Below are 13,111 nucleotides of genomic sequence, written 5' to 3'. Positions count from 1 at the left end.
CATGACGCCTATTCGTCACAACGGCTCGGACAGCGACGCGGTGCTCGACGCGGTGAAGGACTGCGTCCTGGCCGTCGGGGTCCGCCGTACGACGCTCACCGACGTGGCCCGGCGCGCGGGCGTCTCCCGGATGACGCTGTACCGGCGCTGGCCCGATGTGCGCACGCTGGTCGGCGACCTGATGACCCGCGAGTGGGTCGGCGTGGCCACCCGGGCGATCCCCGAGCGCAGGCCGGGAGCGCACGCACGCGGGCTGCTCGTGGACGGCCTCGTGGCCGGCGTGGAGGCCTTCCGTGCCCATCCCCTCTTCCGCAAGATCGTCGACGTCGACCCCGAACTGCTGCTCCCCTACGTGCTGGACCGGCGCGGCGCCAGCCAGAACGCCCTTCTGGAGCTGCTGGCCGACGGTCTCGCGGAAGGACACGCCGACGGATCCGTCCGGGCCGGACAGCCCGAGCGCCAGGCCCGCTCGCTGCTCCTGGTGGTCCAGTCCTTCACCCTGTCCCTGCGGACCATGACCGACGAGGACGACCCGGAACTGTCCTCCGCGGCCTTCCTCACGGAGCTGCGCTCCATCCTCGAGAGGACCCTGACGCCATGAGCCTGCGCCCCGCCCCCGACTCGTCCCTGTCCGCCGCCCGGCGCGCGCGCGAACTGACCGGCACCGTCGGCGGCCCCGCGGTGGACGTCCTCGTGGTCGGGCTCGGCGCCACCGGCGCCGGCGCCGCCCTGGACGCGGCCGCCCGCGGCCTGAGCGTCGTCGCCGTCGACGCCCACGACCTGGCCTTCGGCACCTCCCGCTGGAGCAGCAAGCTGATCCACGGCGGGCTGCGGTACCTCGCGTCGGCCCAGTTCGACGTCGCGCACGAGAGCGCGGTCGAGCGCGGTGTGCTGATGGAGCGCACCGCACCCCACCTGGTCCGCGCACAGCCGTTCGTCCTGCCCCTGACCCCGCTGGTCTCCCGGGGCCGGGCGGCACTCGCCCGGGCCGGGTTCCGGGCCGGCGACGCCCTGCGCGTGGCGGCCCGCACCGCCCGGGCCACGCTGCCCCCGCCGCGCCGGCTGTCCGCGGCGGAGACCCGCCGGCTCGCCCCGGCCCTGCGCGCCGACGGCCTGCGCGGCGGTCTGCTGTCCTGGGACGGCCGGCTGGTCGACGACGCCCGCCTGGTGACGGCCGTCGCCCGTACGGCGGCCGCGCACGGCGCGCGCGTCCTGACCCGGGTACGGGCGCTCGAGCTCACCCGCTCCGGTGCCCGCGTCCGTGACGAACTCACCGGCGAGGAGGGCGAGATCAGGGCCCGCGCCGTGATCAACGCCTCCGGCGTCTGGGCGGGCGGCCTGGTGGACGGCATCCGCATCCGCCCCTCCCGCGGCACGCACCTGGTCCTGCGCGAGGAGGACCTCGGCCGGTTGCCGGCCGGTCTGCACATCCCGGTCCCCGGCGAGAGCAACCGCTTCGTCCTGGTCCTGCCGCAGGGCGACGGCCGCGTCTACGTCGGCCTCACCGACGAACCCGTCGAGGGCCCCGTCCCCGATGTCCCCGAGGCGCCCGAGCCGGACATCGGCTTCCTGCTGGACGTCCTCGGATCGGTGCTTCACCGCCCGGTCCGGCGCGAGGACGTCGTGGGCGCCTTCGCGGGACTGCGACCGCTGCTGGACACCGCGCCCGAGGGCCGCCCGGGCACCGCGGCCAGGACCGCCGACATCTCCCGGCGGCACGCCGTGCTCACCTCCTGCGAGGGCGTGATCACGGTGGTCGGCGGCAAGCTCACCACCTACCGGCGGATGGCCGAGGACGCGGTCGACGCCGCCGTCGCCGGCCGCGGTCTGAGCGCCGGCCCGTCCCCGACGGCCCGCCTCCCCCTGGTCGGCGCGGCCTCCCCCCGGGTCCTCGGCGCGCTGCGGGCACCGCTTCACCTGGTGCGGCGCTACGGCACCGAGGCTCCGGCGGTCCTCGCCCTCGGCGAACGTGATCCCCGGCTCAGGGAGCGGGTACTGCCCGGACACCCCGTCACCGGGGCCGAACTGCTGTGGGCGGTACGCCATGAGGGCGCCCTCGACGAGTCGGACGTGCTGGATCGCCGTACCCGGATCGGGGTGGTGCCGGCGGACCGGGCGGCGGCCCTCCAGGGCGCGCGGGAGCTGGTCGCGGAGGGCCTCGCCCGGCGGAGCTGAGCCGCGGGGGCCGCCGCGGGGCTGGATCACGCCGCCGCGCGGCTGAAACACGGAGGGCGGCGGCACCGGCTCGCGGCCGCCCGCCACCGGCTTCAACGCGCAAATCATGACATCGACGCCTATGCTCCATTTGCGTGACCCATATATTCGACGAGCTGGTGGAGAAGCAGCGCGCGGCCGACCAGGCGCACAGCCGGGTGGAGGAGCTGCGCCACTCGTACGGCCCGCCGACCCAGCAGGGCGGCTGGACCCGACCGCAGGCGCACACGTACGAGACCGCGTGGCGCGCCTGGCGGGATCTGGCCCGCGAGGCTCAGTCCTCGGTCACCGAGTACGCGAAGGAGTCGGGCAAACCACGCAACGAGATCGAGGCGGAGGTCCAGCAGACCGTCAGCAGGGATCTCCAGCAGACCGTCAGCAGGTCCGAGCGGTGATGCCCCCGGGCGGTCCGGGCCGCGAGCACGGGGCCGCCGGGGGCGCGGGTCCGACGGCGGAGGGCGCCCGGACCGAGGCGGGTCCGGGCGCCCCCGGGTGGCAGCGCACGTGGCGCCGCCGGGTGCGGGTCGGCAGGAACAGACCCGCGATCGGCAGCAGCGTCCCGGCCGTGGTCGGTCACCGGCTCGTGCAGCTGCCTCTGGGCGAGCGCGTCACCTTCAGACGCACCGTCACACGCCGCGCCCGCGCGCGGCGCGAACCAGGGCCGGCTCACCGGCCGAGCGGCACGAACCAGGGCCTGCCCACCGGCCGAGCGGCACGGACCAGGGCCTGCCCACCGGCCGAGCGGCACGAACCAGGGCCTGCCCACCGGCCGAGCGGCGCGGACCAGGGCCTGCCCACCGCCTGACGTGTCCCGGCAGGGCGTATCCGTCCCGCGGGTCCGGGGGCGCCCCGCCGGGCCGGTCGGAGCCGGGTTCCTCAACGCTCCCGTACGGTCATCATCATCTTCCCGGGCCGCACGGTGGCCCGGCCGACCGGCCGTACGATCTGGCCCGGAGCCAGGCGCAGCCGTACCCGGCGCAGGATCGTGGACAGGCCGGTGACCAGCTCGGTCATCGCGAACCGGTCACCGATGCACTTGTGCTTGCCCGCTCCCCACGGGATGAATCCGCCGGGCGGGGGTTTCTGCTTCTCGTCCAGCCAGCGGTCCGGATCGAAGGTCAGGGGCCGCGGGTAGTAGTCGGGATCGCGGTGCAGGGCGTGCTGGCAGTAGGCCAGGTCGGTGCCGGCGGGCAGGGTCCACTGCCCGAGCCGGGTCTCGGCGAGGGTGCGCCGGGTGACGATCCACCCGGTGTGGTGCAGCCTCAGGATCTCGGTGATGACCCGGTTCAGGTATGGAAGCCGGGTGATGTCGTCGAAGGTGACGGGCCGGTCGCCGAGCACCTCGTGGAGTTCGGCCAGCACCCGGGTCTCGATGTCCGGGTGCCGGGCCAGCTCGTACAGCGTCCAGGCCAGCACGGTGGCGGTGTTCTCGGTGCCGGCCAGGGCGAGGGTGAGGATCTCGGAGCAGATCTGCTGGTCGGTCAGCGGCAGCCCGGTGGCCTCGTCCTCCGCGCGCAGCATCATGGAGAGCATGTCGCCGGTGTCGTGCCCGGTGGACCGCAGGTCGGCGACCGCCTTGCTGATGGTGGCGTGCACGGCGTCGCGGGCCCGCGTGAAGCGGCGGTTGAACGGCAGGGGCAGGCGCTCCACCCAGTCGGGCAGCATGATGCGTACGCCCACGCTGTCCATGACGACGACGATGTCCTGCCGGAGCCGGCGGAAGGTGTCGGCGTCGAGACTGCCGGAGAAGATGGTCTGGGTGAGCATGCCCAGCGACAGTTTGATCATCGTCTCGCGGACGTCGAGGAGCTGCCCGGGCCGCCAGCTGTCGACGGCCTCGGTCACCTGCCCCCGCATCACGTCGACGTAGCCGGCGATCTCGCGGCGGCCGAAGGCCGGTTGGAGCTGCCTGCGTTTGCGGACGTGGTTCTGCCCGGCGACGGTGACCACCGATTCGCCGAGCAACTGACCCATTTTGTCGAAGAAGCGGCCCTTGTCGAGCGTGGGGGCGAGCTCGGTGAGCATGGTGCGGATGAGCGCGGGGTCCTGAACGACGAGCGTGCGGGTGCCCGGCTGCAGGGTGATCTCCACGAGGGGGCCGTAGCGCCCGCGCAGCGAGGCGATGAAGGCGAGGTTGTCGTGCCAGAGCTGTATCGCGTGGCCCAGCAGCGGGAGCGATCCCGCGGCCCGGGGTATGGGGGGAGGCGCTACTAGCGTCACGGGCGTCATGCTCCCTTCAAAAGGAACTTTGCGCCCCTATTACTTCCCAGCCGCACACCGCGGACAATCCACCCCCATGCGTGTCCTCCGCCACGCCCAACCTGCGGAAATGCTATGTGAGTTCGAGTGCGGGCGCCCGCAGCGCAAGCAGGCCCGTCACCGGTCCCCGCACCGCCGCGGCGGCCACGCCCGGCCCAGCGCGCCGCGGCGGTGCGGGCGCCGGTGAGCCCCCGGACCACTGGCCGGCTCCGGGGGCGGCCTCGAGGCGGCGGGTCCGAGCCAGAGGCCGAGGGCGCGTCGCCGGCGGCGCGCCCGGCCCACAGGGGCGTTCCCTACGATGATCCGGTGACGAGTGACACCCCCACACGGTCCGGAGCCGACGAGGACGCCCGCACGGCGGCCCGGCCGGCGCCCGCTCCCTGGGCGCAGCGGCTGCGCAGGTTCGGACACACGGCAGTTCCCCGCACCGACGCCCGGGCCCGCCTGGTCCCCCCGTTCCCCGAGCCGGACACACGGCTGTGGCGGTGGCTGGGTCTCGGGGAGCGGCCCGCCCGGCGCCTCGCGGGGGCCATGGGCTGGCTGGGACCGCTGCTCGTCACCGTGTTCGCCGGCGCGCTCCGGTTCTGGCGGCTCGGCAGCCCGCGGGCGCTCGTCTTCGACGAGACGTTCTACGCCAAGGACGCCTGGTCGATCCTCCGGCTCGGCTACGAGGGCACCTGGCCGGACCGCAAGATCGCCGACCCCCAGATCCTGGCCCACCCGCAGGTGATCCCGCTCTCCGACACCGGCAGCTTCGTGGCGCATCCGCCGATGGGCAAGTGGGTGATCGCGGCCGGGGAGTGGCTGTTCGGCCTGGACCCGTTCGGCTGGCGGGTCATGACGGCGCTGCTGGGCACGCTGTCGGTGCTCCTGCTGTGCCGAATAGGGCGCCGGCTGTTCCGCTCGACGCTGCTGGGCTGTCTCGCCGGTGCGCTGCTGGCGGTGGACGGCCTGCACTTCGTGATGAGCCGCACCGCGCTGCTCGACATCGTCGTCATGTTCTTCGCGCTGGCGGCGTTCGGCTGTCTGCTCGTCGACCGGGACAGGGCACGGGCCCGGCTGGCGGCCGCCCTGCCCGTCGATGAGGACGGCTTCGCGCGGCCCGACGCGCACGCCGCCGAACACACCGCGACGGGCCCGCGCCCGTGGCGCCTGGCGGCCGGCGTCCTGCTGGGCCTGGCCGCCGGGAGCAAGTGGAACGGCCTGTACTTCCTCGTCTTCTTCGCCGCCCTGACCGTCCTGTGGGACGTGGGTGCGCGCCGCGTGGCCGGAGCGCACCGTCCCTACCGGGCGGTGCTGCGCAAGGACCTCGGCCGGTCGGTGCTCTCCACGGTCCCCGTCGCCCTCCTGACGTACCTGGCGACCTGGACCGGATGGTTCCTGTCCGACAAGGGCTACGACCGGCACTGGGCGGACGGCCGCGGCGGCACCTGGTCCTGGATCCCGGCCCCGCTGCGCAGCCTGTGGCACTACGAACACGCCGTCTACCAGTTCAACATCGGCCTGCACACCCCGCACCCCTACCAGTCCAACCCGTGGAGCTGGCTGATCCAGGGGCGGCCCGTGTCGTTCTACTACCAGTCGCCGAAGCAGGGCCACGACGGCTGCCACGCCGCCGCCGGCTGCTCGCAGGAGATCCTCGGCCTGGGCACGCCGCTGCTGTGGTGGGCGGCCTGCGCCGCACTGCTCTACCTGCTCTTCCGGTGGGCGCTGCGCCGGGACTGGCGCGCGGGCGCCGTCCTGTGCGGGGTGGGCGCGGGCTACCTCCCGTGGTTCGAATACCAGGACCGCACGATCTTCTCCTTCTACGCCGTCGTGTTCGTGCCGTTCCTCTGTCTGGCGGTGGCCATGATGGTCGGCGCCCTGCTGGGACCCCCCGGGGCGGGCGAGCGGCGGCGGTTGATCGGCACGGTGGGCGCGGGCGCGCTCGTCCTGCTCATCGCCTGGAACTTCATCTACTTCTTCCCCCTCTACACGGGCCGAACGATCCCCTACTCCGACTGGCACGCCCGGATGTGGCTGGACACCTGGATCTGACACGGGAGCCGGCGCGGGCGGCCCTCACAACGCCTCGAGGCGCCCCGTCGTACGCCCGAGAAAGGTGACCGGGCCCGGGTCCGGCACGTCGATCGGCCGGAAGCCCAGGCGGTCGTAGAAGGCCCGGGCCGGGGTGTTGGCCGTGGCCATCGACAGGTGCACGTCGGCCACGCCCCGGTCCCGCAGGGCCTGCAGGAAGGCCCGCATCAGCGCGCGGCCGTGACCGCGGCCCTGCCAGCCGGGGAGCAGGTCGATGTGCAGATGGGCCGGGTACGCGGCGAGCTCGGGGACGATCATCCGCTCGGGGTGGTGCAGCAACGGGATCATCGCCTCGTCCGGGGTCCGCGGTTCACCGGCGGGCTCGGGGTAACGGGCCGCGACCAGCGGCAGCCACTCGCGCCGGAAGGCGTCGACGAAGCGGGGCGTGTCGGCCGTGCCGAGAACATAGCCGACGGCCCGGCCCGACCCGTCGTCCAGGACGAAGGCGAGCTCCGGTTCGAGGTGGACGTACGGGGCCGCGAAGGTCACCGGGAAGATGGTGGGATCGGCGTAGACGGGGCGGCTGTCCTGGCCGTTGTGGGCGGTGCGGATGCAGATGTCGTCGAGGGCTTCGCGGTCACCGGGGCGGTACGGGCGGATGGCGGCAGTCAGGGTCATCGCAGCATCCTGCCCCGATTGGGAGCGCTCCCACAAGCGCTTGCGGACCCGCCGGGCCGGCCGGACCCGGCGGGAAGCTCCGCCCGGCCCGGCCCGGCCCGTGCCGGAGACGCGCGGGGTGCCGCGGAGGGGCCGGCTGAGGGCGCGGGGCGCACCCCTGCGACGTCCGGGGGCCCTGATTCTCCTGAGAACCGCGTCCGCCCAGGTGCGCCGCAGGCCCGCAGTGGCGCATTCTTGCTGTGTCGTCTCTGGGCGGCGTACGGACGGGGTAGGGCCGATGACTCGGAGCGCGGAGGACGCACAGCGGAGCCCCGGGCAGCTGACCTCGCTGCTCATCGACGTCTCGACCGAGGCGGTGGGTGCGGCAGGGGCGCACGCGGGCGGGGTCTATCTGCGCTCCGGCACGCCCGGGCTGCTGCGGCTGGCGGTGCTCACGGGGCTGCCGGGGCCGCTGTTCCGCCCGTGGTGGCGGATGCACGTCGACCGGCCGTTCCCGGTGGCCGACGCCTACCGGCTCGGTGTGCAGGTCGTCCTGCCGAACGCGACGGAGACGATGCGCCGCTACCCCCAGTTCGCGGCGGGGCTGCCGTTCCAGTTCGGATCGCTGTACGTGCCCGTCGTGGGCGGGAGCACGACCTTCGGCGTGCTGACCGTGCTGTGTCCCTCGGCGACGGACGCGACCGAGCTGCTGCACCACCGCGATCGCATGGTGCGCCTGGCCGAGGACCTGGGCGCCTCCCTGCGGCGCCTGGAGGACGCGGACCCGTCCTCGGTCGCCTGGGACGGAGAACCCGTGTGCGTACGGCAGCCCGGGTCCCGCCCGCCCGCGGGGCGCGCCGGCGGGTTCGCGTGGGACCCGGTGACGGACGTGGTGACGGCGGACGAGCGGCTGCCCGGGCTGCTGGGGGTGCCGGCCGACGAGTTCGCCACGTCGGTGCGGGCCCTCGCGGACGCCGTGGCCCCGGCCGAGACGGAACGGGTCCTGACCGCGCTGAGGGAGACGGCCGCCGGCCGGCCGCCGCCGCTGCCGCTGTACGTGCGGTCCGAGGACGGGGCTCTGCGGCTGGTGGAACTGTGGACCCCCTACGCCGCCCCCGCCCCGCCCGGCACGCCGTCCGGCGCGCATCCCGTCCGCGGCTTCGTCGTCGACCCCGGTCCCGGCGCGGCCGCGGACGCCGCGGCCGACCTGCTGCCCGAGGGCGTGCTCTGCCTGGACAGGCTGGGGCTGATCCTCTACGCCAACCCGCGCGCCGGACAGCTGCTGCGCCGGTCACGGACGCAGTTGCTCAGCCGTCCGCTGTGGGAGGGCGTGCCCTGGCTGAACCAGCCGGCCGTCGAGGACCATCTGCGCAGCGCGCTGCTCGCCCCGGACCCGGTGCGCTTCCATCTGGCACAGCCCGGTCCGGAGGGCGGGGAGGACCGCCCGGCGCCGCACGGGAGCGACGCGGCCTCGCGCGAGGGCGCCTGGCTCGATGTGTGCGTCTACCCCGGCCCGTCCGTGCTGACGTGCACGTTCCGGCCGGCGAACCGGGTGGCGGACGGCGCCGCGGACGTCGCGCCGGAGCCCGTGCCCGGCGGGTCCCCGGCCCCGGCGAGTCCGGTGACCGCGTCGATGGCGCCGCTGTACCGGCCCATCGTGCTCGCCATCGCGCTGTCCGAGGCGGTCACCGCGCGTCAGGTGGCGGCCGTGGTCGTACGGGAGGTGCTGCCCGCGTTCGGCGGCCGCCGGCTCGCCATCTACCTGCTGCAGGACCGTCACCTGTACCTGTCCTGGGAGAGCGGCTTCCCCACGGGGTTCCTCGCGCCGTTCGAGGGGGTGGGCCTGGACGCCCGGATCCCGGGCGTGGAGACGCTGACCACGGGCCGGCCGATCTTCTTCGACTCGATGGAGCAGCTGGCGGCGGCCTACCCCGGGATCGCCCTGGACGCGGACGAGGGCGCCCGGGCCTTCCTGCCGCTGATCGCCTCGGGGCGTCCGGTCGGCTCCTGCATCCTGGGCTTCGACCGTTCCCGCAGCTTCAGCACCGAGGAACGTACCGTGCTCACCGCGCTCGCCGGGCTGATCGCCCACGCCATGGAGAAGGCGCAGCGCTACGAGAGCGAGGCGGCGCTCGCCCGCGGACTCCAGCAGGCCCTGCTCCCCCGCCGGCTGTCGGCCCACCCGAGGGTGGAGACCACCGGGCGCTATCTGCCCGGCACCCAGGGGATGGAGGTGGGCGGCGACTGGTACGACGTCGTGGAGGCGGGGGACGGCCTGGCGCTGGTCATCGGCGACGTGCAGGGGCACGGTGTGCAGGCGGCGGCCACCATGGGCCAGCTGCGCAGCGCGGTGCGGGCGTTCGCGCTCGGTGACCGTCCGCCCGACGAGGTGATGAGCGGCACCAACCATCTGCTCATCGACCTCGACCCCGGTCAGTTCGCGAGCTGCTGCTACATCCGGCTGGACCCGGTCTCGGGCCTGGCGCGGGTGGCCCGCGCGGGGCATCCGCCGCCGCTGCTGCGCCACCCGGACGGCCACACCGAGGTGCTGGACCTGCCGGGCGGCGTCGTGCTCGGGGTGGATCGGCACGCCCACTACCCCGTCGCCGAGCTGCGCATCGAGCCCGGTGCCGTCCTCGCGCTCTACACGGACGGTCTCGTGGAACGGCCCGGCATGGACATCGACGACGGCATCACGGCGCTGCGCGTGGCCCTGTCCAAGGTCGGCGCCCCCGCCAGCCGCCCGAGCCGCCGCACCCTGGCCGGAATCGCCGACCGCCTCACCGCCCTGGCCCGGCACACCAGGGACCGCCCCGACGACATCGCCCTGCTCCTGACGACCCGCCGCGCCACCGACGGCGGCGGACGCTGACACTCCCGCGCCGACCGGGCCACCGACGGCGACGGACGCCCGGCACTCCCCCGCCGACCGGGCCACCGACGGCGACGGACGCCCGGCACTCCCCCGCCGACCGACGACCACCGGACGACCACCGTCGCTCAGCCGCCGACCGCCGCCTCGCGCCGTCGCGGTGACCCCTCAAGCACCCCCGCAGACCCTGTCACTCTCTGTGACGCATCTCGCCTCACGCGGCGCGGCAGTGTAGACATGGGCACATGGTCCGTCTTCCGGACCGTTCCGGCACGCGGTCGCACCGGCGTCCCGGCGGTCCCCGTGCCCGCCGCGCGGGCGTTCGTGCCCACGCGACGCACGGGCGGCGAACGACGCGGACGCCGGCGGGGGCGTTCACCACGAAGGGCCGCTCGGGTGAGACGGAGCCGGGGCGCGTCGCGGCCCTGCGGTCGGCGCTGACCGGACGCAGCATCGCCAGGCAGGTGTTCGTCCTGCAGGTGGTGATCGTGCTGCTGCTGGTCGTCGCCGCGGTGGTCGCGCTGTATCTGCAGGTCCGGCACGACAGCACGCAGGAGGCCCGCAACCGCTCGGTCGCCGTGGCCGAGGCGTTCGCCAACGCTCCCGGCACCCGCGCGGCCCTGGGCGCCCCCGAGCCGACGGCCATCCTCCAGCCGCGCGCGGAGGCGGCCCGCAAGGCGACCGGCGTCGACTTCATCGTCGTCATGAACACCGACGGCATCCGCTACACCCACCCCAAACCGAACCGCATCGGCAAGAAGTTCGTGGGCACCATCGCCCCCGCCCTGGCCGGCGGGACCGTGGTCGAGGAGATCAACGGCACGATCGGGCGGCTGGTGCAGGCGGTCGTCCCGGTCAAGGACCCCGACGGCAAGGTGGTGGGTCTGGTGTCGGCGGGCATCACGACCGACAACGTGGGCGGCGCGGCCAACCGCCAGCTCCCGCTCGTCCTGCTGGCCGCGGCCGTGGGGCTCGCCCTGGCGACGGCGGGCACGGCACTGGTCAGCAGACGGCTGCTGCGCCAGACGCACGGCCTCGGACCGCACGAGATGACCCGCATGTACGAACACCACGACGCGGTGCTGCACGCCGTGCGCGAGGGCGTGCTCATCTTCAGCGGCGAGGGCCGTCTGCTGCTCGCCAACGACGAGGCGCACCGCCTGCTCGACCTGCCCGCGGACGCGGAGGGCCGCCCCGCCCTCGACCTCGGGCTCGATCCCGAGACCGCGGACCTGCTGGCCTCCGGCCGCGTGGCCACGGACGAGGTGCACCTGGTCAAGGACCGGCTGCTGGCCGTCAACCAGCGCCCCACCGACGTCCAGGGCGGCCCGCCCGGCAGCGTCGCCACGCTCCGCGACTCCACCGAGCTGCGCGCCCTGTCCGGCCGGGCCGAGACCGCGCGGGAACGCCTGAACATGCTCTACGACGCCGGAGTGGGCATCGGCACCAGCCTGGACGTCACCCGGACCGCGGAGGAGCTGGCGGAACTCGCCGTGCCCCGCTTCGCGGACTTCGCGACGGTGGACCTGTTCGACGCCGTACTGGACGGCGGCCAGCCCGAGGGGGCGACGGCCGTGCGCCGCACCGCCTCGCGCGGCATCCGCGAGGACGCGCCGCTGTACAAGGTGGGCCGGCAGATCGGCTTCGTCGACACCTCGCCGCAGGCCCGCAGCCTGCGCTCCGGGCAGGCCGCGCTGGAGCCGGACCTCGCCGCGGCGCCCGGCTGGCACGCGCAGGACCTGGAGCGCACCGGACAGGTCCTGGAGTACGGCATCCACTCGCTGATCACGGTGCCGCTGCGGGCCGGGGCCCTGGTCCTGGGCGTGGTCAGCTTCTGGCGCTCCCAGAAGCCGGACCCCTTCGACGCCGAGGAACTGGCCCTCGCCGAGGAACTGGTCACCCGCGCCGCGGTCTCCATCGACAACGCCCGCCGCTACACGCGCGAGCACAGCATGGCCGTGACCCTGCAGCGCAGTCTCCTGCCCCGCACGCTGCCCGAGCAGTCCGCCCTCGACATCGCCTACCGCTATCTGCCCGCGCAGGCCGGCGTCGGCGGCGACTGGTTCGACGTACTGCCGCTGTCGGGCGCCCGCGTGGCACTCGTCGTCGGCGACGTCGTGGGGCACGGGCTGCACGCCGCGGCCACCATGGGCCGGCTGCGCACGGCGGTGCACAACTTCTCCACCCTCGATCTGCCGCCCGACGAGCTCCTGGTGCTGCTCGACGAGCTGGTCGGCCGTATCGACCAGGACGAGACCGCGGAGGGCGGCAGCGCCCCGGTGACGGGCGCGACCTGCCTGTACGCGGTCTACGACCCCGTGTCGCGGACCTGCACGATCGCCCGGGCCGGCCATCCGCCGCCCGCGCTGATCCGGCCCGACGGCAGCGTGGACTTCCCCGACGTGCCCGCCGGGCCGCCGCTCGGTCTCGGCGGCCTGCCGTTCGAGACGGCCGACCTCACCCTGGAGGCGGGAAGCCGTCTCGTCCTGTACACGGACGGGCTCGTCGAGGACCGCGAGCGGGACATCGACGAGGGGCTCGAACTGCTGCGGGGCGCGCTGGAACGCGCCGGCGGGTCGCCGGAGGAGACCTGCCGGTCGGTGCTCGAGTCGCAGCTGCCGGCCAGGCCGAGCGACGACGTGGCCCTGATCGTCGCGCGCACCCGGGCCCTGTCCGCCGACCGCGTCGCCGAATGGCAGGTACCCAGCGACCCGGCGGCGGTCGGCCAGATCCGGGCGTCGGTCAGCCACCGGCTCACCGGGTGGGGGCTGGAGGAGCTGGCCTTCACCACCGAACTCGTCCTGAGTGAGCTGGTCACCAACGCGATCCGTTACGGCGGCGACCCCATCCACGTCCGCGTGCTGCTGGACCGGACCCTGATCTGCGAGGTCTTCGACAGCAGCAGCACCTCGCCGCATCTGCGGTACGCGGCGATGACGGACGAGGGCGGCCGGGGCCTGTTCCTGGTGGCGCAGCTCGCCGAGCGCTGGGGCACCCGCTACACCCCCGACGGCAAGGTCATCTGGGCCGAGCAGCCGCTGCCCTGAGACGCCGCGGCGCTTCCCGCCCCGTCTCGCCCCTTTTGGTCCGTAC

Annotated in this window: 8 protein-coding genes; 6 read left to right on the top strand and 2 right to left on the bottom strand. The window is 74.4% G+C overall.

The window, feature by feature from the left end; all coding sequences use genetic code 11:
- Position 1 precedes the first annotated feature (1 nt).
- The 3 genes from ACJ9NR_RS35510 to ACJ9NR_RS35500 all read left to right on the top strand — a co-directional run bounded on the left by ACJ9NR_RS35510 (position 2) and on the right by ACJ9NR_RS35500 (position 2,609).
- Positions 2-601, top strand: a complete 600-nt coding sequence (locus ACJ9NR_RS35510) for a TetR/AcrR family transcriptional regulator (RefSeq protein ID WP_412490560.1) — start codon at positions 2-4, stop codon at positions 599-601.
- Positions 598-2,175 (top strand): glycerol-3-phosphate dehydrogenase/oxidase, encoded by a 1,578-nt coding sequence (locus tag ACJ9NR_RS35505; protein ID WP_412490561.1) that lies wholly within the window; start codon positions 598-600, stop codon positions 2,173-2,175. The genes ACJ9NR_RS35510 and ACJ9NR_RS35505 overlap by 4 nt, the downstream gene beginning before the upstream one ends.
- Before the next feature lie 134 nt (positions 2,176-2,309).
- Positions 2,310-2,609 (top strand): hypothetical protein, encoded by a 300-nt coding sequence (locus tag ACJ9NR_RS35500; protein WP_412490562.1) that lies wholly within the window; start codon positions 2,310-2,312, stop codon positions 2,607-2,609.
- Positions 2,610-3,090: 481 nt separating this feature from the next.
- Here the strand turns inward: ACJ9NR_RS35500 and ACJ9NR_RS35495 are convergent, their stop codons facing one another.
- Positions 3,091-4,434, bottom strand: coding sequence for a cytochrome P450 (locus ACJ9NR_RS35495; protein WP_412512751.1), 1,344 nt, complete (start codon positions 4,432-4,434; stop codon positions 3,091-3,093).
- Positions 4,435-4,779: 345 nt separating this feature from the next.
- On the opposite strand from ACJ9NR_RS35495, the gene ACJ9NR_RS35490 reads away from it, so the two are divergent.
- The gene (locus ACJ9NR_RS35490) at positions 4,780-6,510 is read left to right on the top strand and encodes a dolichyl-phosphate-mannose--protein mannosyltransferase (protein ID WP_412490564.1); all 1,731 of its coding nucleotides are present in this window, start codon (positions 4,780-4,782) and stop codon (positions 6,508-6,510) included.
- Between the two features lie 24 nt (positions 6,511-6,534).
- Here the strand turns inward: ACJ9NR_RS35490 and ACJ9NR_RS35485 are convergent, their stop codons facing one another.
- Entirely contained in the window at positions 6,535-7,167 is a 633-nt protein-coding gene (locus tag ACJ9NR_RS35485; protein WP_412490565.1) for a GNAT family N-acetyltransferase, read from the bottom strand.
- A gap of 277 nt (positions 7,168-7,444) precedes the next feature.
- Between ACJ9NR_RS35485 and ACJ9NR_RS35480 the strand changes: the two genes are divergently transcribed.
- A complete protein-coding gene (locus ACJ9NR_RS35480) occupies positions 7,445-10,018 on the top strand; it encodes a SpoIIE family protein phosphatase (RefSeq protein WP_412490566.1) in 2,574 nt (857 codons plus the stop codon).
- 245 nt (positions 10,019-10,263) lie between these two features.
- Positions 10,264-13,065: a SpoIIE family protein phosphatase gene (locus ACJ9NR_RS35475; protein ID WP_412490567.1), complete on the top strand. Its 2,802-nt coding sequence runs from the start codon at positions 10,264-10,266 to the stop codon at positions 13,063-13,065.
- Positions 13,066-13,111 lie beyond the last annotated feature (46 nt).

Source organism: Streptomyces sediminimaris, from assembly GCF_047049295.1.
GTDB lineage: Bacteria > Actinomycetota > Actinomycetes > Streptomycetales > Streptomycetaceae > Streptomyces > Streptomyces sediminimaris.
The sequence above is the reverse complement of the archived record's forward strand: the minus strand, read 5'-3'. Positions and strand labels throughout refer to the sequence as shown.